General features: G+C 62.8%; 21 protein-coding genes. 3 read left to right on the plus strand and 18 right to left on the minus strand.

Going from position 1 to position 25,147, the window contains the following annotated elements; translation table 11 throughout:
• Nucleotides 1–12: 12 nt before the first annotated feature.
• Nucleotides 13–1,920, minus strand: coding sequence for a DNA polymerase III subunit gamma/tau (locus FMF02_RS07770; protein WP_141412716.1), 1,908 nt, complete (start codon nucleotides 1,918–1,920; stop codon nucleotides 13–15).
• A 67-nt stretch (nucleotides 1,921–1,987) separates the two neighbouring features.
• Complete coding sequence (locus FMF02_RS07775) at nucleotides 1,988–2,893, minus strand: hypothetical protein (RefSeq protein WP_141412717.1); 906 nt, start codon at nucleotides 2,891–2,893, stop codon at nucleotides 1,988–1,990.
• A 56-nt stretch (nucleotides 2,894–2,949) separates the two neighbouring features.
• On the opposite strand from FMF02_RS07775, the gene FMF02_RS07780 reads away from it, so the two are divergent.
• Complete coding sequence (locus FMF02_RS07780) at nucleotides 2,950–3,921, plus strand: glycosyltransferase family 2 protein (protein ID WP_141412718.1); 972 nt, start codon at nucleotides 2,950–2,952, stop codon at nucleotides 3,919–3,921.
• A 60-nt stretch (nucleotides 3,922–3,981) separates the two neighbouring features.
• On the opposite strand, the gene FMF02_RS07785 is transcribed toward FMF02_RS07780, so the two are convergent.
• The 9 genes from FMF02_RS07785 to pdxA all read right to left on the minus strand — a co-directional run bounded on the left by FMF02_RS07785 (nucleotide 3,982) and on the right by pdxA (nucleotide 15,920).
• Nucleotides 3,982–5,124, minus strand: a complete 1,143-nt coding sequence (locus tag FMF02_RS07785) for an iron-containing alcohol dehydrogenase (RefSeq protein ID WP_141412719.1) — start codon at nucleotides 5,122–5,124, stop codon at nucleotides 3,982–3,984.
• Nucleotides 5,125–5,209: 85 nt separating this feature from the next.
• Nucleotides 5,210–6,889: a calcineurin-like phosphoesterase C-terminal domain-containing protein gene (locus FMF02_RS07790; protein ID WP_141412720.1), complete on the minus strand. Its 1,680-nt coding sequence runs from the start codon at nucleotides 6,887–6,889 to the stop codon at nucleotides 5,210–5,212.
• Between the two features lie 181 nt (nucleotides 6,890–7,070).
• Nucleotides 7,071–9,671 (minus strand): ATP-dependent chaperone ClpB, encoded by a 2,601-nt coding sequence (gene clpB, locus FMF02_RS07795; RefSeq protein WP_019130314.1) that lies wholly within the window; start codon nucleotides 9,669–9,671, stop codon nucleotides 7,071–7,073.
• A gap of 250 nt (nucleotides 9,672–9,921) precedes the next feature.
• A complete protein-coding gene (locus FMF02_RS07800) occupies nucleotides 9,922–10,569 on the minus strand; it encodes an acylneuraminate cytidylyltransferase family protein (protein WP_141412721.1) in 648 nt (215 codons plus the stop codon).
• A 13-nt stretch (nucleotides 10,570–10,582) separates the two neighbouring features.
• Nucleotides 10,583–11,548, minus strand: a complete 966-nt coding sequence (locus tag FMF02_RS07805) for an acyltransferase (protein ID WP_141412722.1) — start codon at nucleotides 11,546–11,548, stop codon at nucleotides 10,583–10,585.
• A gap of 212 nt (nucleotides 11,549–11,760) precedes the next feature.
• Entirely contained in the window at nucleotides 11,761–12,297 is a 537-nt protein-coding gene (gene infC, locus FMF02_RS07810; protein WP_034779623.1) for a translation initiation factor IF-3, read from the minus strand.
• 194 nt (nucleotides 12,298–12,491) lie between these two features.
• The gene (gene thrS, locus FMF02_RS07815; RefSeq protein ID WP_141412723.1) at nucleotides 12,492–14,441 is read right to left on the minus strand and encodes a threonine--tRNA ligase; all 1,950 of its coding nucleotides are present in this window, start codon (nucleotides 14,439–14,441) and stop codon (nucleotides 12,492–12,494) included.
• A gap of 164 nt (nucleotides 14,442–14,605) precedes the next feature.
• Nucleotides 14,606–14,800 (minus strand): hypothetical protein, encoded by a 195-nt coding sequence (locus FMF02_RS07820; protein ID WP_141412724.1) that lies wholly within the window; start codon nucleotides 14,798–14,800, stop codon nucleotides 14,606–14,608.
• 19 nt (nucleotides 14,801–14,819) lie between these two features.
• Nucleotides 14,820–15,920: a 4-hydroxythreonine-4-phosphate dehydrogenase PdxA gene (pdxA, locus tag FMF02_RS07825; RefSeq protein ID WP_141412725.1), complete on the minus strand. Its 1,101-nt coding sequence runs from the start codon at nucleotides 15,918–15,920 to the stop codon at nucleotides 14,820–14,822.
• A 336-nt stretch (nucleotides 15,921–16,256) separates the two neighbouring features.
• On the opposite strand from pdxA, the gene FMF02_RS07830 reads away from it, so the two are divergent.
• Complete coding sequence (locus FMF02_RS07830) at nucleotides 16,257–17,234, plus strand: toll/interleukin-1 receptor domain-containing protein (protein ID WP_141412726.1); 978 nt, start codon at nucleotides 16,257–16,259, stop codon at nucleotides 17,232–17,234.
• Between the two features lie 217 nt (nucleotides 17,235–17,451).
• Here FMF02_RS07830 and FMF02_RS07835 read toward each other — a convergent pair whose 3' ends face one another.
• The 5 genes from FMF02_RS07835 to FMF02_RS07855 all read right to left on the minus strand — a co-directional run bounded on the left by FMF02_RS07835 (nucleotide 17,452) and on the right by FMF02_RS07855 (nucleotide 20,442).
• A complete protein-coding gene (locus FMF02_RS07835; protein WP_141413607.1) occupies nucleotides 17,452–18,201 on the minus strand; it encodes an RNA methyltransferase in 750 nt (249 codons plus the stop codon).
• Nucleotides 18,198–19,130 (minus strand): ribonuclease Z, encoded by a 933-nt coding sequence (locus FMF02_RS07840; protein WP_141412727.1) that lies wholly within the window; start codon nucleotides 19,128–19,130, stop codon nucleotides 18,198–18,200. The genes FMF02_RS07835 and FMF02_RS07840 overlap by 4 nt, the downstream gene beginning before the upstream one ends.
• Nucleotides 19,131–19,360: 230 nt before the next feature.
• The gene (locus FMF02_RS07845; protein WP_019130305.1) at nucleotides 19,361–19,693 is read right to left on the minus strand and encodes a hypothetical protein; all 333 of its coding nucleotides are present in this window, start codon (nucleotides 19,691–19,693) and stop codon (nucleotides 19,361–19,363) included.
• Between the two features lie 33 nt (nucleotides 19,694–19,726).
• Nucleotides 19,727–20,065, minus strand: coding sequence for a hypothetical protein (locus tag FMF02_RS07850; protein ID WP_019130304.1), 339 nt, complete (start codon nucleotides 20,063–20,065; stop codon nucleotides 19,727–19,729).
• 35 nt (nucleotides 20,066–20,100) lie between these two features.
• Nucleotides 20,101–20,442, minus strand: coding sequence for a hypothetical protein (locus FMF02_RS07855; RefSeq protein WP_141412728.1), 342 nt, complete (start codon nucleotides 20,440–20,442; stop codon nucleotides 20,101–20,103).
• A 155-nt stretch (nucleotides 20,443–20,597) separates the two neighbouring features.
• Here FMF02_RS07855 and FMF02_RS07860 point away from each other — a divergent pair, with 155 nt between their 5' ends.
• Nucleotides 20,598–23,069 (plus strand): beta-glucosidase, encoded by a 2,472-nt coding sequence (locus FMF02_RS07860; RefSeq protein WP_141412729.1) that lies wholly within the window; start codon nucleotides 20,598–20,600, stop codon nucleotides 23,067–23,069.
• Between the two features lie 148 nt (nucleotides 23,070–23,217).
• Here the strand turns inward: FMF02_RS07860 and trxB are convergent, their stop codons facing one another.
• Together trxB and FMF02_RS07870 are read right to left on the minus strand one after the other, a co-directional pair.
• The gene (gene trxB / locus FMF02_RS07865; RefSeq protein WP_394344395.1) at nucleotides 23,218–24,138 is read right to left on the minus strand and encodes a thioredoxin-disulfide reductase; all 921 of its coding nucleotides are present in this window, start codon (nucleotides 24,136–24,138) and stop codon (nucleotides 23,218–23,220) included.
• A 27-nt stretch (nucleotides 24,139–24,165) separates the two neighbouring features.
• Nucleotides 24,166–25,146: a WG repeat-containing protein gene (locus tag FMF02_RS07870; RefSeq protein ID WP_141412731.1), complete on the minus strand. Its 981-nt coding sequence runs from the start codon at nucleotides 25,144–25,146 to the stop codon at nucleotides 24,166–24,168.
• Nucleotide 25,147 lies beyond the last annotated feature (1 nt).

Here is a 25,147-nt window from a genome sequence, read left to right on the forward strand (position 1 = left end):
TCGTGTTTTCGGTTATTCCACTTCCAGATCGAGCTCCCTGCGCAGTTCGGCCAGCAGCGGATTCTTCTCGTTCATGTGGCGGAGCCGGTCTTCGAGTTTGATGGGGCGCACGGCCCTGATCTGCTCGTTGATCGTCACCTCCAATTCGAGCGCCCCCTCCACGCCGGCGATCGCGGCGATGCGGGTGAGCATCTCCAGTTTGCTGCGCAGGATCTCCTCGCGCAGCGCCTCGGTCGGTACGGCCAGCCGCAGCGTGTGTCCTTCGATGCGCAGCTGCTCGAAGAAGGCGTAGAGACGGGGACGTTCCTGCCGGATGTAGTCGAGGATCGCCGTGCGGCCGCTTTCCAGCTTCTGTCCGCTCGCCGGGTCGATCGTGACGGCAGGCTGCGGTTGCTCGGCAGCCTCCGGCGCCGTCTCCGGTGCGGCTCCCCGCCGTGCCTGGCTCAGCAGCGACGACAGCGATGCGCCGCCGATGAGCGATGCGGCGTTTGTCGCCGCGGCAGGTCGGGACGCCTGCGGAGCCGGGGCCCTTGCCGGCATGGGTGCTGTTGCGGGCGGTTCGGCGGCCGGTGCGACGGCGGCCGTTCCCTGCGGGACGGGAGCCGCCTCGGGCGTGATGGCAGCCGCGGCGGACGCCGCCCCTGCGTTTCCGGCCGCGGGTGCCGGAGTTGCCGTCGAAGGAGTTCCTGTCGCAGTCGCGGCGGTCGTGGCGGATGTCGGAGCCGCATTCGGTCTGGAAGTCGTATGTCGGGGATTTGCCGCCGGGGCGTTCTGCCCCGTGAGCGGCGGTAGGGGATAGCTCGTGCCGAGTGCTACGCCGTCATTTTTTTTTTGACCGAGACCGGCTATTTTCATCAGTCCCAGTTCGACCAGCAGCCGTTGGTTCGACGATTGCCGGATTCGTCCGTCGGCTTCGGTCAGCAGCGAGATCGCCCCGAAAAGAAATTCGATTGTACAACGCCCTGCCTGGGCGCGGTATCGCTCCAGCAGGGTGCCCGTCAGTTCGATGAGCGACACCGAAGCGGCGTCGCGCGCCACGAGCAGGTCGCGCATGTGCTGCGCCAGACCGGCCATGAAGGTCTGGCCGGAGAATCCCTTGGCGAGCACCTCGTCGAACAGCCGCAGCGCCGAGAGGTAGTCGCCGCCGAGCAGCATGTCGGTGACGTTGAAATAGGTGTCGTAGTCCAGCACGTTGAGCGTCTGCGCGACGGACTTGTATTCGAGTCGCGCGCCGCAGAACGACACAGCCTTGTCGAACATCGACAGTGCGTCGCGCATACCGCCGTCGGCTTTCTGCGCGATGAGGTTCAGCGACTCCTCGTCGTAGCCGACGCCCTCCTGCCCTGCGATATATTTGAGGTACTCGACCGAGTCCTCGACCTTGATGCGGTTGAAATCGTAGATCTGGCAGCGCGAGAGGATCGTGGGGAGGATCTTGTGTTTCTCGGTGGTGGCCAGAATGAAGACGGCGTGTGCGGGCGGCTCTTCGAGCGTTTTGAGAAAGGCGTTGAACGCCGCGGCCGAGAGCATGTGCACCTCGTCGATGATGAAGACCGAGTAGCGGCCGCCCTGCGGCAGGATGCGCACCTGTTCGATCAGGTTGCGGATGTCGTCCACCGAGTTGTTCGACGCGGCGTCCAGTTCGTGGATGTTGAGCGAACGATTCTCGTTGAACGAGCGGCACGACTCGCAGTCGTTGCACGCCTCGGCCCCTTCGGGATGCAGGCAGTTGATCGCCTTGGCGAAGATGCGCGCGCAGGTGGTCTTGCCCACGCCGCGCGGGCCGCAGAAGAGGTAGGCGTGCGCCAGCTGCCCGCGCTCGATGGCGTTTTTGAGCGTCGAGGTGATGTGCTTCTGTCCGACGACCGATGCGAAGGTCGCGGGACGATATTTGCGGGCGCTGACGATAAAGTTCTCCATAACCGTACAAAGGTAAGAACTTTTCGTTAAGAATAGAAATCGCGGGCCGAAAATTCGCGGCCGTGCGTCATGTTGAGGGCCGGTCGTCCGCAGCCCGTTCGTAGGCGTCGATCATCGACGTGCGCGTATGGTTGACGATCCGTGCGCCGAGCGAGGCGGCATAGTCGCGCAGCACCTCGTGGCCGCGGAACAGCTCGGCCAGTTCGGCCATGTAGGAGGCCATCGTATAGGGGACGGGCGGGCAGGTGGCGTTGACATACATCGGATGGGCCTCGGCCGGACGGCCGTCGTCGTAGAAATGGCGGTCGATGCGGCACAGACGATTGCGCCGGTCGACCGTCAGCCCTTCGGTGAGCGTGTGGTCGACGCCGTAGAGATGCAGCGTGCGGTAGCCCAGCAACAGCCCGATGTACTCGCCGTGCTGGATCACCGTGCCGAAGTTGGCGCTTCCCAGCCCGTGGCGGTAGAGCCAGAACTCCAACCTCCGGAAACCGCGGTAAGGCTGCGTGTGGAAGGGCACGATGCGGATGCGTCCGTTGGGCAGCGCGGCGTGGTAATCGAACCGTTCGGGATTGTAATACTGCACGTAGAGCGTCATGGGCCATGTCACTTTGCGCGCGAGTGTGCGGTAGAGTGCTGCCACGCGGTCGCGTTGCGCGCTTGCGCGGAAGAACTGCGGATCGGAGAGGACGTAGTAGGCCGGCCGCAGACGCTCGAAAGCTTCGTGTTCGGCGAAGTAGTTCACCGCCAGAAAATCGCAGCCCGCGCGCGCTCCGGCCAGCAGGCGCGGCAGTTCGTCCGCCAGCGACGGGCCGTTGGCCAGCAGTGCCAGTTCGTCGGAGAGGGCGCCCTCCGTACGTCCGGCGCGTCCCACGTAGTTGCGGAAGTTCTCCTTGACGGCCATCACCGCGAAGTACCAGAGCGTCGAGACGCCGTTGTGCAGAAATCCGGTTATTTTTTGGGAAAGTCGCACCGCATTGGATTTTGATTGTTGCAAAGCTACCGAAAGTTCGCTACATTTGCAAGGATATGGAAGCAAACCCGCGACATGTGCCCGACCTCTCGGTGCTCGTTCCCGTCTACGGAGTGGAGCGCTATATCGCCGACTGCGCCCGTTCGTTGTTCGCGCAGCGCGACGTCGACGCGGAGTTCGTCTTCGTCGACGATGCTTCGCCCGACGGCAGCGTCGATCGTCTGCGCGAAGTCATGGCCGAATATCCCGCCGTCGGGGAACGGGTACGCATCCTGCGGCACGCGCACAACCGGGGAGTAGGCGCCGCACGGCGCACGGCGATCGAGGCCGCGCGCGGCACCTACATCTGCTTCGTCGATTCGGACGACGTGCTGAGCGACGACCGTGCGCTGGCGCAACTGTCGGAGGAGGCGCGTCGCACCGACGCCGACCTGATCTTCGGCGGCTACTGCGAGGTGTCGCCTGCGGGCCGCCGGCGGATTCACACGCCTCGGCCCGACCGCGACCGCGTGCTGCGCAGCCTGCTCCGACAGGATTACCGCACGTCCAACCGCCTCTGGGGTATCCTCATCCGCCGTGCGCTCCACACGCGCTACGGCGTGTGGCCTGCCGCGGGGCTGAACTTCGCCGAGGACTACGTCCTGCTGTCGCAGCTCGTCTATCGTGCGGCGCGCATCGCGGCGGTCGACCGTCCCTTCTACGCCTACCGCACCGCCAACGCAGGCTCCTGCATGAACACGCTTACGCGCCGTTCGGCCGACGCCTACGTCGAGGCCAACCGCGTCGTGACCGATTTTTTCCGCGCGCAGCCCGATTTCGAGCGCTGGCGCCCGGCACTGACGCTCGGCAAGCTGAACGTCGCCAAGTGGATTCTCATGCGCGGGTTTTCGCCGTCGGACTACCGTATGCGGCTTTTCACATCGGACGACGCTCCGATCGGCCTTGCGCAGCGGCTCTACGCCGCTGCGCTGCGCACCGAACGGCTGCCGCTGGTGCGTGCCGTTGCGGCGGCGGTCAACGCCCTCTGAAAACGAAACCGGAGACCTCAGCCAGAGGTCTCCGGTTTTTCATGCGATTTCCGACCGTTGTCAACGACACGCTTCGAGGATGCGGCGCGCCATGGCGCCGTCGACGTTGCGGGCCTCGCCGTAACGGGCGCCCCGCGCGTCGAACCGCCGTTCGATCTCGGCGATCGTCTCTTCGCCGATCCCCTCCTCCGACAGACGGGTGGAGAGCCCCAGCGAACGGAAGAATCCTTCGGTGCGTTCGATCGCCAGCCGGATGCGCTCGTCGCGCTCGCCGGTCGTGATGCCCCACACGCGCTCGCCGTATTGAAGCAGTTTGTCGCCCTTCTGCGCGCTCAGCACGCGCAGCGTACCCGGCAGTACGATTGCCAGCGTCGCCCCGTGCGTCAGTCCGTGCAGCGCCGTCAGTTCGTGGCCGATCATGTGGGTCGCCCAGTCCTGAGCGACGCCCATCGCGATGAAGCCGTTGAGTCCCATCGTCGCCGAGAGCATGAAATCGGCCATCAGGTCGTAGTCGTGCTGGTTCTTGCGGATTTCGGGTGCGATCTCGACGAGCGTCTGCAAAATGCCTTCGGCCCAACGATCCATCACCCGCGATTGCCCCGCGACGGTCATATACTGCTCCATGACGTGCACGAAGGTATCGGCCAGTCCGCAGGCCACCTGCCGCTGGGGCAGCGTGAAGGTCTTTTCGGGATCGAGTATCGAAAAGAGCGGGTAGTTGCCGTAGAAAGGATATTTCTCCTTCGTCTCGCGGCGCGAGATGACGGCGCCGTTGTTCATCTCCGAGCCTGTGGCCGGGATCGTCAGCACCGTACCCAGCGGTACGGTGCGCTGCGAAGCGCCCTTGCGCACCAGTTCCCATGCATCGCCGTCGTAGAGCAGTCCTGCCGCGATGAGTTTCGTGCCGTCGATGACCGAACCGCCGCCCACGGCCAGCAGGAAATCGACTTCGCGCTCCTTGCCCAGTGCGATCGCCTCGCGCAGCGTCTCGATCGACGGGTTGGGTTCGATGCCCCAGAACTCGACCGTGTCGCGGCCCGCGAGGGCGGCGCACACCTCGTCGTAGACGCCGTTGCGCCGGACCGAGCCGCCGCCGAAAGTCACCATCACGCGCTTGCCGGCTGGAATCAACTCGCCGAGCCGGGCGATCATCCCCTTGCCGAAGACCAGCTTCGTGGGGTTCTGAAAAATGAAATTCTCCATAATTTTTTATATCGTCGTTTCACATGCCTCTGCACGGATCGTGCAAACGCCGCGATCCTGAAACGGATTCATCCGTCCCTGCCGCCTATTTCATCTGCGGGCCGAACGCCTTGGGACGTACCATCGTCTCGCGGTAGACCTTGCCGAAGGAGTCGGTCACCTCGATTTCGAGCGTCGTCGCAGGCCCCGAAGCGTCGACCGTGAAGAGCGTATGCTGCTTGCCGCGCTTGCCGTAGTCGACGGGGTACTTGCCCTTCCATACCGACTGCGGGATGTCGTACGAGATGACGTAGAGCGGATCTTCGGTCTGCTCGCGCCGCACGGGCAGTTCGCGCCCGTTTTCGGTTACGCGGATCTTCCATGCGGGTTCCCAGCACCAGACGTTGATGAAGACGCGGTTGCCGCCCGCCTCCTCGCGGAAGTCGTGCCGCTCGGGGTAGTGAGCGAGGAACTCGGCCACATCCTCCGACGCGGTGTAATAACGCGCCACCTCGTTCATGTCGTATGCGCGGAACTGCTTGTCGCCGTCCTCGATGCTGCGGTAGGTCCACTGCATCCGCTTGCCGTCGATCGTGAAGATCGCATAGCCGTTCGGCCCGGCATCCGGTCCCAGCATCTGGAAGTGGTTGGCTCCCGTGCGCCACCATGAACCGCACACGGCGCCTATGTTGTGCTCGATCAGGCGGTCGTCTACGCGCGCCAGCAGATTTTTGTGGATGTGCCCCGACACGTAGTGCACCTCCTCGAATCCGTCGAAACAGGCTTTCAGTTCGGCGCTGTAAGCCGGATCGCTCAGACCGGCTGTCACCTTGTCGTTGAACTTGTTGTAACGGTAGGTCGCGGCGTGCATCGCCACTACGACGGGCGCCGACTTGTCCTCGACCGTCGCCAGATCGCGCCGCAGCCAGTCGAGTTGGAGGGAATCCACGCGGCGGACGTAGTCGCGTTTGCCGGCGATCCCGTCTTTGCTGTTCTTCTTGGGCGAGTTGACATAGATCAGGTTGTCGAGTACGACGTAGTGTACCTTGCCGATGTTGAACGAGTAGTAGCGCGGCCCGATGATGCGGCGGTAGGGCGCCGAAGCCGCCCAGTCGACCGAGTCGGAGTGGATCGTCGCACCGTCGTTGTCGTGGTTGCCCATCGCGCAGAACATCTGCGCGGGGTAGCCCACGATATTCATGGTGCGGCGGAAGTCTTTGAGCGAATAGCGGTTGGTGTACCAGTAGCCGTCCCACGCCGAATCGCCCATGTTGAGCGAGTAGACGGGCGTGTCGCCGAAACTCTCCGCCACGGCGCGGACGTCGGGGATGAAGCGGGTGCAGAACTGTTCGATGTCGCTGTTCTGGTTCGAGAGGTGGATGTCGGTCACGGCCAGCATCACATGGCGGTCGTTGTCGACCTTCGTCAGGGCGAAATCATGCCGTTCGACCTCCTTCGCAGGTGCTTCGAGCGCAGCCCAGAAGCGGGGGAACACCCCGTCGGCCGAGACCTCGTATCCCGACGGAATCGTGATGAAGACCGAGCCGCTGCGCTTGTCGGTCGGCAGCCAGTAACGGCCTTCGGCATCGGTGAATACGATCTCGGCGCCGTCCGATACGGCTACGCCGCGCAGCGGTTCGTCGCCGGCGTAAACGATGCCCTTGACCGTTGCGCCGGCCTTGTCGGCCACCTCGACAGCGGCCCAATCCCTGGCTGCGGCCGCGAAGGTCGTCAGCGACAGCGTAACCGCCAGCATGAGAGCGGTGAATCGTCTGAAAAGTTTCATTGTTCGATGAATCGTTTTGGGGAATAGTTTTATTTTGTCGGGTAAAGATACGAAAAGTCGGGCGCAGAAGCAAGCGTTAGCTTGATTTTGCCGAGACGGAGTATCTTCGGTGCAGCCAAAGAAAAAGAAAAATGCGGACGATTCCCGCAGGAATCGTCCGCATTCGTCACATACGGCAATCTTAGTTGCGGAAGAGGAGCCTGCCCCCTTCGACGTCGATCGAGATCGGGCGCGAGCGGTCGACCTCGCCCGCCAGGATCCGCTTCGAAAGGTCGTTGACGACTTCGCGCTGGATCGTCCGCTTGACGGGTCGTGCGCCGTACATCGGATCGTAACCCGCTTCGGCGATCCACGCCCGCGCCGCCGGCGTATAGTTCAGTTCCAGACCGTTCTCGGCCAACATGCGCCGCACGATACCCAACTGGATGTCGACGATCTTCTCGATATCCTTGCGCGTGAGCGGTTCGAACATCACGATCTCGTCGATACGGTTCAGGAACTCGGGCTTGAGCTGCTGCTTCAACAGGTCGATGACCGCCAGGCGTGTCCGCTCGACCGTATCGTCGGGCAACTTCTCGCCGTTGAAGGCGGCGGCGAAATTCTCCTGAATGAGCTGCGAACCCATGTTCGAGGTCATGATGATGATCGTGTTGCGGAAATCCACCGTCCGCCCCTTGTTGTCGGTCAGGCGACCGTCGTCGAGCACCTGCAACAGGATGTTGAAGACATCGGGGTGCGCCTTCTCGATCTCGTCGAGCAGCACCACCGAGTAGGGCTTGCGCCGTACGGCTTCGGTGAGTTGGCCGCCTTCGTCGTACCCGACGTATCCCGGAGGCGCCCCCACGAGCCGCGACACGCTGTGGCGCTCCTGATATTCGCTCATGTCGATGCGCGTCAGCATCGAGTCGTCGTTGAAGAGGAACTCGGCGAGCGCCTTCGCCAGCTCGGTTTTGCCCACGCCCGTCGTACCGAGGAAGATGAACGATCCGATCGGCTTGCGCGGGTCGTTCAGCCCGGCGCGCGAACGGCGCACGGCGTCCGAGATCGCGGCGATGGCCTGCTCCTGCCCCACCACGCGCTTGTGCAGCTCCTCCTCCATGTGGAGCAGCTTCTCGCGCTCCGAGGCGAGCATCCGCGTCACGGGAATGCCCGTCCAGCGCGATACGACCTCGGCCACGTCCTGCGCGTCGACCTCCTCTTTGATGAGGGCGTCGTTGCCGGCAGCCGTCTGAAACTCGGTCTGCAAGGCCTCGATCTGTTTCTGCGCCTCGACGATCTTGCCGTAGCGCAACTCCGCCACGCGGCCGTAGTCGCCCTGGCGTTCGGCCTGCTGCGCCTCGACCTTGTAGCGTTCGATGTCGTCCTTCTGGCGCTGGATCTTGGTCAGCAAGTCGCGCTGCCCCTGCCACTTGGCGCGCTTCTCGGCGTCGCGCGAACGCAGCTCCTCGATCTCCTTGGTCAGCGCTGCGACGCGTTCCTCGTCGTTTTCGCGGCGGATCGCTTCGCGTTCGATCTCCAGTTGTCGGATACGGCGGTCGAGGTTGTCGATCTCTTCGGGTACGGAGTTCATCTCCAACCGCAGCCGCGACGCCGCCTCGTCGATCAGGTCGATCGCCTTGTCGGGCAGGAAACGCGAGGTGATGTACCGGTGCGACAACTCGACGGCAGCGACGATCGCCTCGTCCTTGATGCGCACCTGGTGGTGGTTTTCGTAACGCTCCTTCAACCCGCGCAGGATCGACACGGCGTCGTCGGTGGTCGGTTCGTCGACCATCACCTTCTGGAAACGGCGTTCGAGCGCCTTGTCCTGCTCGAAGTATTTCTGGAACTCGTCGAGCGTCGTGGCGCCGATCGTGCGCAGCTCGCCGCGCGCGAGGGCCGGTTTGAGGATGTTGGCCGCATCCATCGCCCCCGACGACTTGCCGGCGCCTACGAGCGTGTGTATCTCGTCGATGAAGAGCAGGATTTCGCCTTCCGAGGCGATCACCTCCTGCACGACGGCTTTCAGACGCTCTTCGAATTCGCCCTGATACTTCGCGCCGGCGATCAGCGCACCCATGTCGAGCGAGAAGATCACCTTCGATTTCAGGTTCTCCGGCACGTCGCCGTCGACGATCCGGTGGGCGATGCCCTCGGCGATCGCCGTTTTGCCGACGCCCGCCTCGCCCACGAGAATCGGGTTGTTCTTGGTGCGGCGCGAGAGAATCTGCAATACGCGCCGGATCTCCTCGTCGCGGCCGATCACCGGATCGAGTTTGCCCGAACGCGCCTGTTCGTTGAGGTTGACGGCGTATTTACCCAATGCGTTGAACTCCTGCGACGCGGTCTGCGAATCGACGGTCGCCCCCTTGCGGAAGGTGCGGATCGCCTCGATGAGCTCCTTCTCGGTAGCGCCCGCACGTTTCAGCAGGTCGGCCGCCGCACCGCGTTCGGCGATCAGGCCGAGCAGCAGATGTTCGACCGACGCATACTTGTCGCCGAAAGTCTTTGTGAAGTCCACCGCACGCTGGATGACGCGCGAGGCGTCCTGCGAGAAATACTGTTCGCCGTTTCCGCCCGTCACCTGCGGCAGCGAACCCACGGCGCGGTCGGCCTCGTCGCGCAGGCCGCGCACGTTGACGCCTACGCGTCCCAGCAGGAACGTGCAGAGCGCGTCGTCGTCGCGGATGAGCACCGAGAGCATGTGCAGCGGCTCGATGGCCTGCTGCCCGCGTTGCTGCGCCAGCGTATAGGCCGCCTGCAACGCCTCCTGTGCCTTGATCGTTAAACTGTTTACATTCATAGTCGTATCTTTTGTTTTTTGTTTCTGCCCTCTTCCACGCAAAAGCCCTGCCAACCCGCCGACGGCGACATTTTGTCGCATCCGGCCGATAGAATGGCATCCCGAAAGGACACGATGTCACGCGTCGCCGCCGGTCGGCTGCCGCAGTGCGTCATTTTGTCCGGCGGCCGCTATGGAGATACCGGTCTCAGATGCGTTGCATCGGCTATGAATGTTATTCGGATTTTCGCAGACCTTCGGCCCGCGACGATTATCTGTTCGGCAGTTTTGCGATCACCTCGGCCAGCGCGAAATCTTCGGGATAGTCGATGTCGATCCCCTCGATGCGGTCTACGACGGCGACGTAGGGGTGCCGGCCGATGCGCTGATGCAGGTCGCACCATATTTCGCGGCGGAAGATGAAGAACGCGCTGGTCTCGACGAAGACCGGTTCGATCTCCTGCGTACGGGGAATCGCGTCGAGCGCATAGTTGAGCGGCTCGCCCCGGTACCAGGCGAAGGTCTGCATCCGCTCGGCGCTGAAAGCCGAATCGTAGCCCTCGTCGGTGACCTTGTGCAGGGCCGCCGCGATCGTCGCGGGGCGGATGAAGGGCGAAGTGGCGTGCGCCAGCAGGTAGACGTCGGCCACGACTTCGGCGGTGAAGGCGTCGTAGATTTCGCGGCCGAGCGTCTCGTTGCGGTCGAGCCGCGGGCTGCGGCGCAGGAACCGCACGCCGTCGGGCAGGTAGGGGCGCACGGCCGGGTCGCTGCAATAGACGTAAACCTCGTCGATCGCCTCGACTTCGAGCAGCGTGCGCAGGATGTGGCACAGCAGCGGTTCGCCGCCGAGCAGGCGGAGGTTTTTGCCTTCGACGCGCTGGCTGTTGAGACGGATGGGAACGAATGCGACGACTTTCATACGGATTTTACGGTTATTGTACCAACAGGTTGCAGCCCCGGATGTCGCTGTGGTCGATACGTCCTTCGATGCGGAACGATCCGTCGGCCGAGACGCGCCCCACGTCCTGCGTCTGAATGAAGGCGCATGAGAAACGGTTCGCCAGGTCGATGATGTCGACGCCGCCCCGCTGGTCGGGCAGCAGGCGGCAGAAGGGGTCGTTGACGTCGCGCACCGCGACGCGCATCCAGCCCGGCGTGCGGAAACGGCCGCCGCCGTCGGAGTAGGCCTGCGACGTGAGTTCGGCCATGCCGTATTCGGAGTGGACCCTGTCGACGCCGAACGCTTCGCACAGGATGCGGTGGAACTCCTCTTTGGGCAGCTCCTCGCGGCGGCCCTTCATGCCGCCGGTCTCCATGACGATCGTATCGCACAGCTTCGAGGCGTACCGTTCGGCCAGGTCCCACAACGCATAGCTCACGCCCAGCAGGATTTTCGGTTTCGGATCGGCTGCCATGTCCGCCAGCAGGCGTTCGTAGTCGTCGAGGTAGAACCCGCCCGAACCGCACCGTCCGATCAGGCGGTCGACCATGTAGACCAGCGACGACCCTTCGCGTTGCAGGTAGTTGGGCAGCAGGCCATAGAGGCTCCACCGCGCCGGATTGCCGTAGAAACGTTCGAATGCTGCGGTGAACGCCGCCTCGTAGAGCGCCGTTGAGGCCATCATGTGATGCGACGCGACGCTCTGTCCCGTGTTGCTCGACGTGAAGACGATCTGCGGTTCCGTGTCGCCGCAGTAGACGTCGCGCCACTTGAAGAATTCGATCGGCAGCATCGGGATTTCGTCGACGCGCCGCACGGCCGCCGGATCGACGCCGATCTCGGCGAGGTATTCGCGGTAGACACCGCACCGCTCGGCCTGGAAGCGGAACAATTCGAGCGCCGCGCAGTCGAATGCCGCGGCGGAATCGATCGCCAGTATCTCTTCGAAGGGTCTCATTCAGGGCAAAGGTACATATTTATTCCCGATTCGGTATCCCATTTCGGGTGTGGATCGGCGTTTTTACCGTTTCGGCCGGAAGCCGCGGATGCCCCGGACACGTCGCGCTACCGGCCGGAAAATCCAAAACAACGACTTACCGAACGGGTGTGCCGTTCCGTAAGTCGTTGCCGGAGTCGGGTCGGACGGCCCGTATGCGCTCGTGTCCTGCGCTACTTCTTGGTGTTCTTGGGCGCGAGGATCATGTTCATCTTCTTGCCGTCGAGCTTGGGCATCATCTCCACCTTGGCGAGCTCTTCGAGGTCGGTGGCGAAGCGCAGCAGCAGAATCTCGCCCTGCTCCTTGAAGACGATCGAACGGCCGCGGAAGAAGACGTAAGCCTTGACCTTGGCGCCCTCTTTCAGAAAGTTCTGAGCGTGTTTGAGCTTGAAGTTGTAGTCGTGATCGTCGGTCTGGGGGCCGAAACGGATCTCCTTGATGACCACCTTCACCTGCTTGGCCTTGATCTCCTTGGCCTTTTTCTTCTGCTGGTACAGGAACTTCTGGTAGTCTGCGATGCGGCAGACGGGGGGATCGGCCTTGGGCGAAATCTCGATCAGGTCGAGTTCCATCTCGTCGGCCATGCGCAATGCATCGCGGGTGGGCATGACGATCGGTTGCTCGATGTTGTCGCCCACCAAACGCACCTGCGGTGCCGTGATCTCGTGGTTGATGCGATGGGGATTCTCCTTCTGCGGCGGACGGCGCAGACCGCGCGGCCCCGAAGGACGATTCCCGTTCCCTTGATTATTCCCCGAGCCAGCGGGTCTCGGAGTGAATGGACGTGTCGTGTTTATAGCAGTGTCCTCCTAATTTGGTTAATAAAAGTTCTTTTCAACGGTCGTTTTCCCGCCTCGGCGGAGTTCGCGCAAACGCGGCTCTGCCGAGGCTCGGCGAAAACGGTTTATTTTTCGATCTTGTTGGCTTCCATCTCGGCCTTCACCAGTCCGACCATGTAATCCTTGTACTCCTCGAGCGTCATCTGGCCCTTGTCGCCTTCGCCCTGCACGCGGATCGAGACTTTGCCTTCGGCCTCCTCCTTCTCGCCCACGATCACCAGATAGGGGATGCGTTTGAGCTCGTTGTCGCGGATCTTGCGGCCGATCTTCTCGTTGCGGTCGTCGACCTGCGCACGCACGTCGTAGCGGTTGAGGTAGTCGGCCACCTTGCGGGCATAGTCGTTGAACTTCTCCGAGATCGGCAGCACGACCACTTGGTCGGGCGAGAGCCACAGCGGGAATTTGCCCCCCGTATGCTCCAACAATACTGCCACGAAACGCTCCATCGAACCGAACGGTGCGCGGTGGATCATGATCGGACGGTGCAGCTTGTCATCGGCGCCCTTGTAGGTCAGGTCGAACCGTTCGGGCAGGTTGTAGTCCACCTGGATGGTTCCCAACTGCCACTTGCGGCCGATGGCGTCGCGCACCATGAAGTCGAGCTTCGGACCGTAGAAGGCCGCTTCGCCGTATTCGATCGTGGTTTTCAATCCCTTCTCCTCCGTGGCACGGATGATCGCCTGCTCGGCCTTCTCCCAGTTTTCGTCCGTACCGATGTACTTTTCGCGGTTCGTTTTGTCGCGCAGCGAAATCTGGGCGGTGTAGTTGTCGAATTTCAGCGTGCGGAAGATGTAGAGGATGATGTCGATCACCTTCTCGAACTCTTCGAGCAGCTGGTCGGGGCGCACGAACATGTGGGCGTCGTCCTGCGTGAAGCCGCGCACGCGCGTCAGGCCGTGTAGCTCGCCCGTCTGCTCGTAGCGGTAGACCGTGCCGAACTCCGCCAGACGGATCGGCAGATCCTTGTACGAGCGGGGTTTGACCTTGTAGATCTCGCAGTGGTGGGGACAGTTCATCGGTTTGAGCAGGTACTCCTCGCCCTCGACGGGGGTGTGGATCGGCTGGAACGAATCCTTGCCGTATTTGGCGTAGTGGCCCGACGTGACGTACAGCTCCTTGTTGCCGATATGGGGCGTGATGACCTGCTGGTAGCCGTACTCCTTCTGCACCGAGCGCAGGAACTGTTCCAGCCGGTCGCGCAGCGCGGCGCCCTTGGGCAGCCACAGCGGCAGACCCGCTCCCACGCGCTGCGAGAAGGCGAAGAGTTCCAGCTCCTTGCCCAGCTTGCGGTGGTCGCGCTTCTTGGCCTCTTCCATCAGGGCGAGGTACTCGTCGAGCATCGACTTCTTGGGGAACGAGATGCCGTAGATGCGCGTCAGCATCTGACGTTTCTCGTCGCCGCGCCAGTAGGCGCCGGCAACCGACAGCAGCTTGATGGCTTTGATCGCACCCGTGTTGGGGATGTGCGGGCCGCGGCAGAGGTCGGTGAAATTGCCGTTGGTATAGAACGAAATGGTGCCGTCTTCGAGGGCCTCGATCAGTTCGACCTTGTAGGGGTCGCCCTTCTCGGTGAACTCTTTGAGCGCTTCGGCCTTGGGAACCTCGCGGCGGACGAGCGGCTCTTTCTGACGGGCCAGCTCCACCATCTTGGCTTCGATTTTCGGAAGGTCGGATTCGGTGATCGCCACGGGCGAGTCGACGTCGTAGTAGAAGCCGTTCTCGATGGCCGGGCCGATGCCGAACTTGATGCCGGGGTAGAGCGCTTCGAGCGCTTCGGCCAGCAGGTGCGACGAGGTGTGCCAGAAGGCGTGCTTGCCCTCTTCGTCCTCCCACTTGTAGAACTTGACGGAGGCATCTTCGTCGATGGGGCGCGACAGGTCGACCGTCGCGCCGTTTACCGAAGCCGCCAGAGAGTCAGCAGCTAAACGAGGGCTGATGCTTTCCGCGATTTGGTAGGCGGTCGTTCCCGCGGCGAATTCCTTCACGCTGCCGTCGGGAAATGTAATTTTAACCATTACTTGTGTATTTAATTGTTACGGGGCGATCGGCGCTTCCACAATTACGAGACGGAATACGCCTCCCGCTTGCCCTTTGTTCGTCGCAAAGTTACAATAATCTTCTAATTGAGGAGCGGTTAGCCGCTTTTTTCATGCGAAAATCGCTGCACCCTCCGTTATTCTCATACCCGATAGGCGTCCCACAGGCGGTAAATGCAGAAGGCGACGGCCGCGGCGGCGACCGCCAGCGTCACGACCATGTCGCCGTGGACGGCATAGCGGACGGCGGCCATGACCAATACCACGGCCCACAGGCCGAAGAACATCCAGGCCACCTTGCGCCTGGTCGAGAGGAATCCGTCGTCGCGTCGTGCCATATTCCGGTGCATGAAACGGTCAGTCGTGGCGTCCCTCCCGCATTTCGGGCAGGTCTTTGGCCGATGCGTCGCGGCCCCGGTCGCGCTCGAAATGCTGCAACGGGTCGGCCGACATCGCAGCCCAGCGGCGGCGGTTCTCGACGATGTCGAGGGCCGCGTAGATCGCGTTGCGCATCGACTGCGGATCGGCTTTGTCACGGCCTGCGATGTCGTAGGCCACGCCGTGGTCGGGCGAGGTGCGCACTTTGCACAGGCCGGCCGTGTAGTTCACGCCGTCGGGCGTGAGCGTCTTGAAGGGCGCCAGCCCCTGGTCGTGGTACATCGCCAGCACGGCGTCGTAGTGCGCGTAGTTGCCGCTGGCGAAAAAGCCGTCGGCAGCGAAAGGCCCGAAGGCGAGAACGCCCGCAGCGTAAGCGTCGTTCACGGCGGGGCGGATCGTCTCCTCCTCCTCCCTGCCCAACAGCCCGCCGTCGCCGGCGTGGGGGTTGAGCGCCAGCACGGCGATGCGGGGTTTCACCACGCCGAAATCGGCGACCAGCGAGCGGGCGAGCCGGTCGAGGGCCTCGGTGATTTTCCCGCGCGAGATTGCGGCGCTCACCTCCGCCAGCGGCAGGTGCGTCGTCACGAGCCCCACACGCAGCCGATCGCTGCACATCAGCATCATGGGCGAGCCTTCCAGTTCGGCGGCGAGGTACTCGGTGTGCCCCGTGTAGCGGAAGTCGTCGGCCTGCGCCGTCTCCTTGTCGATCGGGCCGGTGACCAGCGCGTCGAGCGCACCCTCTTTCAGATCGCGCACGGCGGCCTGCAACGCCTCGACGGCGGCCCGTCCCGCTTCGGGCGAGGGTTCTCCGGGGACGATGCGCAACTCCTGCGGGCCGCAGGCGATCAGGTTGACGCGGCCGCGCCGTGCGTCGCGCGCCGAGGAGACGGTGTTGAATGCGATCTCTTCCAGGTCGGCGATGCAGCGGCGGTAGTAGCCCGCCGCTGCGGGCGAGCCGTAGACCACGGGTGTGCACAGCTCCGCGATGCGGCTGTCGGCGAGCGTTTTGAGGATCACCTCCCAGCCGATGCCGTTGGTGTCGCCCTGCGTGATTCCTATTTTGAGTCTGTTGTCTGACATGTTCGAATCGCTTTAATTGACAAAGTTAAGATTTTTTTCGCACAATCGTGCGGCTTCGGCCGAAAAAACGCGCAAGGCGGGCAGCCGGCGGGACGGTCTGCCGCAATCCGGATGCGAATCGGAGGCGCCGAAAGGCTGTGTGTGCCGGTTTTCATTTCCGTACCCGTGCGGACCGAAGCCTGCGGGGCACGCCCTTGTGGCGGGCCTCCGCCTGCGGAGGCTTCGGCCCGCACGGCACGTGGGTGCCGCGCGGGGTTTGTTTTGACTATCATTTTTTTGATTTTCGGGAGGATTGCACTAATTTTGTGATTCCGAACATTCTTGCAGCCGACCACGATGAATCACGATGTCTTTATCAGCTATTCGAGCCGCAACAAACCGACGGCGCTGGCGATCTGTCATGTCTTGGAGGAGCATGGAGTCCGGTGCTGGATGGCGCCGCGCGACATTCCTCCCGGAGCCGATTACGGCGACGTGATCGACGAGGCGATCGTCGCCTGCCGGCTTTTCGTGCTGGTCTTCTCGGAACCGGCGTCGCTCTCGCAGTGGGTGAAGGGTGAGTTGAATCTGGCCTTCACCGAGAAGAAAATTATCATTCCCTACCGGATCGACGAGACGCCGTTGAAGGGTGCCATGCGCTTGATCCTGAATCAGACGCACTGGGTCGACGCCTATCCCGACGCCGAATCGAAATTCGGCGAACTGGTCGAGGCCGCCGAACGGTTTCTCGGGCGGCCGGCGGTCGGTGCGTTCCGCACGGAGCCGGTCGTTCCGCCATCTGCACCCACTCCTGCCCCTGCACGCCGCTACAAGGTGGGCGACTACTACAACGTGGATGGTAAACGTGGCGTTGTCTTCGAGGTCGACACCACGGGCGAGCATGGTAAAATCGTGAGCTTGACCGAAAAAGGTTTGTACTGGAGTACGGACGAAGAGTATGATCGGGCGATCGTTACGGGTGCGATACATCGGGCGGAAGGGTTGTGGAATCAGCGGATAATCGAACGGATCGACGGTTGGCGTGAAAAATATCCCGCTTTCGCGTGGTGTGCGGCGCAGGGCGACGGATGGTACTTGCCGGCGATCGAGGAGGTGAAAATCCTGTTGCTGAACAAAACGGTGCATGACGTCGTCAATCGAACGTTGGAACGAGTCGGAGGGGTTGCATTGAGTGCCGGAGGAACGGAAGCGTGGTATTGGTCGTCGACCGAAGTGGACGAATATTGCGCCGTGGATGTGATTCTGGCTTGTGGTGAGGAGTGTTGCGAGCCCAAGGCGGCCGATCCCTCCGTGCGCGCGGTGTCCGCTTTTTAGAATTCGGCCTTTCGCTTTTCGGTTTTGTCCTGCCGGTGTGGCGGGACTTTTTTTGTGGGGCCGGCGGAGAGTCGGCGGGGTAGAATAAGCGCGTTCCGTTTTTTCTGTGGCGGCCCGGCCGGACGGTCGCTTGCACGACGATCCGAACGAAACGGCAGTGAGCGGCCGAGCGCAGATCGGAACGCTCTCTGCCGCATCGTTCCGGCCTGCGGCCGCCTTACCGTCCGGCACTCGCCTGTCGGCGGAATTCGGCGCAGACGATGCCCGTGGCCATGGCCACGTTGAGCGATTCGGTGGCGTGCCGCTCGGCGGGGTAGGGCGGGATGAAGAGCTTGCGCGTGACCTGCGCGGCGCAGGCGGGCGTGACGCCTCGGCCCTCGTTGCCCATCAGCACGATGCCTGTCGGCGAGAGCTGCGTGCGGTAGATGTCGTCCCCTTCCAGAAACGTGCCGTAGATCGGCGTGCCGGCGGCGCGCTCGGCCGCCAGATAGGCTTCGAGGTCGCAGTAGTGGACCCGCACGCGCAGGATCGCGCCCATCGTGGCCTGTACGACTTTGGGGTTGAAACAGTCGGCCGTCGCCTCGGAGCAAACCACGTCGCCGATGCCGAACCAGTCGGCCAGCCGGACGATCGTCCCCAGATTGCCCGGGTTCTGCACGTCGTCGAGCGCCAGCACCAGCGACCGGCGCAGCTTTGCGGGATCGAGCCTGCGGCGGGGGATCTCGACGAGGGCCAGCGAGTCGGAAGGGGTTTTCAGTAGCGAGAGCCGTTCCATCTCTTTCGGCGAGACCGTCGTGACGTCCTCGCCTGCGAAAACGCCGTCGAGCGCATAGATGCGGCGGATGCGGAGCGTCGAGGCGCGCAGTTCGCCGATGAGTTTCCCGCCTTCGGCGACGAAAAGCCCCTCGTCGGTGCGGGCGCGTTTGTCCGCCAGCGAGCGGACGAGTCGGATGTCGGCTTTGGTCAGCATCTGAAAGGTCGTTTTTCGATCGTGAAGGTGCGCCCCTCCTCGGCCAGATCGCTTGCGGGGAAGAGCGTCCGCGCCTCGTCGAGCAGCGGTGCGAGCTCCTTGTAGCGCGACGAGAAGTGGCCGATCACGAGCCGTCCGGCCCCGGCGCGGAGGGCTGCCCGTGCGGCTTCGGCCGTCGTGGAGTGTCCCCGCTCGCGGGCGATCTTCCGCTCGGCGGCGGCGTAGGTCGTCTCGTGGTAGAGCAGGTCGACGCCTGCGGCCAGCCCCGCCGCCTTGGCCGAGAAGGCCGTGTCCGACAGGTAGGCGTACGACCGCGCCTTGTAGGGGCGGTAGGTCAGCTCCTCGTTGTGCAGCGTCTCGCCCGAATCGAGCCGCACGGCTTCGCCCCGTTTGGCGGCGGTGATCTGCGCGATCGAGAGGCCGTATTTCGTGATTTTGAATTTGTCGACGTTCAGCGGCGGCTCCTTTTCGCGGAAGAGGTAGCCGCACGTGGGGACGCGGTGGCGCAGCGGGATGCTCCATACTTCGAGCGAACGGTTTTCGAGGAGCGGCCGATGACAGGTCGTATCGACCTCGTGCCACTCCACGTCGTAGGGCAGTTCGCTGTCGAAATAGCGCAGGTGGCAGGCGAGAATCTCTCCGAACGGGGCCGGTGCATAGACCGGCAGCGGCGTGCGGCGGCCGTAAAGCCCGAGCGTCGAGAGCAGCGGGAAGAGCCCGAAGCAGTGGTCGCCGTGCAGGTGCGAGAGAAAGACGGCCCGCAGCCGCAGCGGATTGATCCCGTAGCGGAACAACTGCTGCTGCGTACCTTCCCCCGCGTCGACGAGGTAGTGTTGCTCGTGGAGGTTGACGACCTGTGCCGACGGGTGTCGTCCGGGCGTAGGCTTGGCCGAAGCCGAACCGAGGATGGTGACGGTGAAACTCATGGCTGCTGCGCGCTTTGCAGGATCGGTCTTTGCGGGCCGATCCTGTGGCAAAGATACGATTAAGCCGAGTGCAATGCAAATTTATTTGTTTTTGCCGGGCGGAGCAGCTGTGCCGCCGAGGATCGGGGAGCCGGTGCGTGCGGAGAAGATGTCTGCCGGTGTAAATGCGCGGGGGCGGCCCTGCGATTGCATACCGTCCCCTGCGTGGTTGCGGGGATGCCGGCCGTTCGTCAGTCGTAGGTGACGACTCCGTTCCCGTGCTGGTCGTAGTCGATCCGCGTCGTGTGCCCCGCCTGAATCTGGAAGGTGCAGTCGGAATATCCGTAAGTCGAAATTCGGTAATTGCCGGGGTTGAGCGGGATCGACAACCGGCCTCCTTCGTAAAGATATTCCCGGTTTTCGTAGATTTTGTTTCCGAGTTCCGTGTAGATCGAGATGGACTGGACATACATGTATTTTTCGATATCCAATACGATTTCTCCTGTGGTCGGGGCGTCGTCGTCGCAGGCGGTAAGACCGGCGAGCAGCGACAGGCTGAAAAGGAATTTCGCGAGCGTTTTCATCGGATACGAGGTTTGAAACCGGAAAATTACGGATTAATCGTAAGTCACCTCTCCATTGGTGCTGCCGTAGGCATAATAGACGGTGGTCGTGTGGCCGGCCCGAATCTGGAAAGAACAGCGATTGAAGCCATACATCAGTTGCATCTGGTAGTTCCCCGGATTGAGCGGGATCGACAACCGCGGATCGTTCTGATAGAGATATTCGGTATTCGTGTAGATCAGGCTGCCTCCTTCGGTATAGATGTTTAGTTCCTCGACTTTGGCGTTATCCCGAACGTTTACGATCAGTGTTCCCATGTTGTCGTCCTTGTCGCAGGCGATAAGACCGGCGAGCAGCGACAGGCAGAGAGCGAGTGCGGCGGGCGTTTTCATGGCGCTAAATAGTTTGAAGATTGGATTATTGCAGCTTAATCGTAGGTGACTACACCGTTGTAACTGCCGTAGGCATAATAGACGGTGGTCGTGTGGCCGGCCCGAATCTGGAAAGCGCAGTCGTTGAACTTCCACGTAGTATTGAGCCGATAGTTCCCCGGATTGAGCGGGATCGACAACCGCGGATCGTTTTGATAGAGGTATTCGGTATTGGTATAAATCAGACTGCCCTCTTCGGTGTAAATATTGAGTACCGAAGCTTTCGCATTATCCCGGATCTCTACGATCAATGTACCCATGTTATCGTCGTCCTTGTCGCAGGCGGTAAATCCTGCGAGCAGCGACAGACAGAAAGCGAGTGCGGCGAGCGTTTTCATAGGATAAAACCAATTGTCTTGTAGCAAATATAAGATTTCAGAGCCGGAAATACAACAAATCGGTTAAAAAATGGAAGATTTATTTGTCGTGCGCGAAGCGGGGATTGTCTTGTTTTTCCCTATTTTTGTATTCGATAACGAACCAATCCAATGAAATGAAGAGACTACTTACATGGTTGCTGGCTGTCGGGACGTTGCTTCCGGCAGCGGCGCAGCAGATCACGGAGCAGGACAAGGAGCGCGCGGCGGCCCTTGTGGAGCGGATGACGCTCGACGAGAAACTCGACTACATCGGCGGTTTCAACTCCTTCTATATCCGTGCGATTCCCCGGCTGGGCATCCCGCAGATCCGTATGGCCGACGGCCCGCAGGGCGTGCGCAACGATACGCGCAGTACGATGTTCCCGTGCGGCATCGCCGCGGCTGCGGCGTGGGATCGCGCGCTGGTGCGCGACTACGGCCGCGCTTTGGGGCAGGACTGCCGGGCGCGCGGCGTGCATATCCTGCTCGGGCCGGGGGTGAACATCTATCGTTCGCCGCTGTGCGGCCGCAATTTCGAATACTACGGCGAAGATCCCTATCTGGCGGCCGAGACGGCGGCGGCCTATATCGAGGGGATGCAGGCCGAAGGGGTCATGGCCTGCGTCAAACACTTCGTCGGCAACAACCAGGAGTGGAACCGCCACCACGTTTCGTCGGACATCGACGAGCGGACGCTCCATGAAATCTACCTTCCCGCCTTTCGCAAGGCGGTGACCGGGGCGAAGGTCGGCGCCGTCATGTCGAGCTACAATCCGCTCAACTGCGTGCACATGACCGAGAACCGCCCGCTGACGGTCGGCCTGCTGCGTGAGAAGTGGGGTTTCGACGGCATCTTCATGTCGGACTGGAACGCTACCTATTCGGCCGTCGGTGCCGCCAACGGGGGACTGGACCTCGAAATGCCGCGTGCCCGCTTCATGAATGCCGAGAACCTGCGTCCGGCATTGAAGAACGGACTGGTGACCGAGGCGACCGTCGACGAAAAGTGCCGCCATATCCTCCAAACGCTCATCGCCTTCGGGTTTCTCGATCGCGAACAGACGGACGCGAAGATCAAGGAACGCAATCCTTTTTCCGATCAGGTGGCGCTGGAGGTGGCGCGCGGCGGCATCGTGCTGTTGAAGAACGAAGGCGGGATGCTGCCGTTCTCGTCCAAAGTGCGCGACGTGGTGGTCATGGGGCCCAACGCAGGCCGCGTGCCCACGGGCGGCGGTGCGGGATTCGTCCATCCCTTCTCGACCGTGTCGGTGGGCGAGGGGATGCGGGCCGTCGGCAAACGTTTGCGCACGACGGTGCTCGATCCCGCTCCCGTCGGCGATCTGGCCGCGTCGGGACTCTTTTTCACCCCTGACGGCCGGCCAGGCCTTCGGGGCGAGTTCTTCGCCGGAAAGGAACTTGCGGGGATGCCCGTGACGACGCAGGTCGACGCTGCGATCGACTTCGACTGGGAGGGTTCGCCCGCCGACGGTGTTCCCGCCGACGGCTTTTCGGCCCGTTGGTCGGGGAGTTTCAAACCCGCGGCGACGGGGCGCGTGACCTTCGTCGTGCGCGGCGACGACGGCTACCGGCTCTATGTCGACGGCCGCGAGGTGCTCGCCGACTGGCGCGACCATGCGGCGACCACCCGCTCGGCGACGCTCGACGTCGTGGCGGGCAAGAGTTACGCCGTGCGGTTGGAGTACTACGACAATGCCTCGACGGCCTCCGTGTCGTTGCGCTATCTCTTCGAGAATGTGACGGATCTCGAGCGGCGGATCGCGGCGGCCGACGCGGTGATCTACTGCGCCGGCTTCGACAGCGATACCGAACGGGAAAACCACGACCGCACCTTCGCCCTGCCCGAAGGACAGGCCGCCGAGATCGCCGCCGTGGCGAAGCTCAACGCGAACCTCGTGGTAGTGGTCAACAGCGGCGGCGGGGTCGATTTCGCGCAGTTCGCCGACCGGGCGCGTGCGATCCTCATGGCCTGGTATCCCGGGCAGGAGGGCGGCCGCGCGGTCGCCGAGATTCTGACGGGAGCGGTTTCGCCCAGCGGCAAACTGCCGATCTCGATCGAACGGCGCGCCGAGGACAATCCCTGCTACGGCAGCTATTACGAGAACGTCGACCGTTCGCACCGCAAGGGTGCGCCGCAGCCGCGCGTCAACTACGACGAAGGCATCTTCGTGGGTTACCGTGGGTACGACCGCACGGCGACTGAACCGCTCTATGCCTTCGGTTACGGCCTTTCCTATACCACTTTCGCCTATTCGGGGCTGAAAGTCGTGCGGCAGGACGACGGCTCCTGTCGGGTGTCGTTCGACGTGAGGAACACGGGCCGCCGCGACGGCGCCGAGGTGGCGCAGCTCTACGTGAGCGACCTCGCGGCCAGCGTGCCGCGTCCGGTGAAGGAGCTCAAAGGCTATGAGAAGGTCTTCCTGAAACGGGGCGAGACGAAGCGCGTGGAGATCCTCCTGCCGCACGACGCCTTCGCCTTCTACGATACGGTGCGCCACGACTTCGTGGTCGAGCCGGGCGATTTCCTGATTCAGGTGGGCGCTTCGTCGCGCGACCTGCGGCTGAAAGGGACGATCCGCGTCGACTGATCTGCGGCGCGCGGCGGAATACGACGGGAGGCGGATGCTGCGGCGTCCGTCTCCCGTCGTCCCGCCCGATGCCGGGGTTCGGCGGTGCGTGTTGAAAATGACAGAAGCCTCTTATGCAGAGGCTTCTGTCGTTTGCAGGGCATCCGGCCTATTGCAGCAGGAAGCGCTCGCAGTCGAGCGCGGCGATGCAGCCCGAACCGGCGGCGGTGATGGCCTGCCGGTAGGCGGGATCCTGCACGTCGCCGGCCGCGAAGACCCCTTCGACGGAGGTTTTCGACGAATTGCCTTCGGTGTGGATATACCCCTCGGCATCGAGTTCCAGCTGGTTGCGGAACAGTTCGGTGTTGGGGTGGTGGCCGATGGCCACGAAGAACCCCGCAACGGCGAGCGTCCGTTCCTTGCCGTCGTTGTGGCGGATCGTGACGCCCGTGACGCCCGTGTCGTCGCCCAGCACCTCGGCGGTGTTGTATTCGAAGAGCACTTCGATGTTGGGGGTGTTCATCACGCGGTGCTGCATCGCCTTCGAGGCGCGCAGGTAGGGTTTGCGTACGATCATGTAGACCTGCCGGCAGATCGAAGCCAGATAGGTGGCCTCCTCGCAGGCAGTGTCGCCGCCGCCCACGACCGCCACGTCCTTCTTGCGGTAGAAGAAGCCGTCGCAGGTGGCGCAGGCGCTCACGCCCTGTCCCCTGTATTTCGTCTCGGAGGGAAGTCCCAGATAGCGCGCCGAAGCGCCCGTAGCGATGATGAGACTGTCGGCCTCGATCTGTTTTTCGCCGTCGACGACCAGGTGGAACGGCCGCGACGAGAGGTCGGCGCGCGTCACCGTGCCGCGGCGGATGTCGGCGCCGAACCGTTCGGCCTGCTTGCGCATGTGGCCCATGAGCTGGTTGCCGTCGATCCCTTCGGGGTAGCCCGGGTAGTTATCGATTTCGGTGGTGGTGGTCAGCTGGCCGCCCGGTTCGATCCCTTCGTAGAGTACGGGGTTCAGGTTGGCGCGCGAGGTGTAGATGGCCGCCGTATATCCGGCCGGGCCGCTGCCGATAATCAGACATTTGACTTTTTCCATGATTGTTATGCGTTGTGATTTTCGTTGTCAGGGTTCTACGGCGCCGAACTCGGTGAGTTGACGGCCCTCGTAGTCGAAGGCGGCCCAACGTCCGTCGAGGCGGGCCAGCAGACGTCCCGTCCGGTCGTCGTATTCGACGATTTCGTAGTGCGGTTCGAGGACGTAACGGCCCGTCTTGTCGATGAGCCCCATCCGCCCGTCGGCGGTCTGCACCTCGGCGCGGCCTTCGTGGAAATCGTTGGCCCAGCGGTATTGCGGGGCGATGAGATAGCGGTTTTGCGTGTCGACGTAGCCGTATCCTTCGGCGTCCTCGACGCAGATCATCTGTTCGAACATGTGTCCGACCCAGAGGTGGTTCCGAAAAGCGGTGCACGGTGCGCTGTACTCCGCCGAGGTATCGCACATCATTTGTGCCACGGAGGCCTTTTCGGCGACGAAAGCGCGCAGCGCGTCGAACTGCGGTGCGTCGTCGCCGCCGTCGAAACGCATGTAGGCGTAGCGCAGCGGCAGCAGCCGGTAGTCGGGCGTCATCCAGAGGTTGGCCGCTTTGAGGTTGTTGTGCGTCAGGCCGGCCTGCGCCAACTGCCGTTGCAGAGTATCGAGCGCCGAGAGCAGACGGTCGCGGTCTGCGTGGCCGACTGCCGTTGCGAGCGGCTCGCCCTCGGCGGGAAGTTCCTGCGCGACCAGGTCGCAGGTGCGCTGCGTGCCGGTGGCGTCGGTGTAGGTGAATTCCTCGCGCAGCATCCGCCACGGGAGCAGGAATTCGGCCGGATGATATTTGAGGCGTTGCGCCGTGGTCTCCGCGAGCCGGTGGGCGAGCGGCGAGAGCGGGCAGAACAGCCGCAGCCGGCGGTCGCCGAGCGTACACTGCGCCTCGGCGAAGAGCGTCGTGCGTTCGAGCAGCAATGCGCCCGTCCCGTCCTGTGCGAAGCGGGCTTCGCTCAGCGTGCGGAGCGACGTGCGGGGTGAGAGCAGCCCCTCCATGAAGCGGTGGATCGTAGGGAACATG

Source organism: Alistipes communis, assembly GCF_006542665.1.
GTDB lineage: Bacteria > Bacteroidota > Bacteroidia > Bacteroidales > Rikenellaceae > Alistipes > Alistipes communis.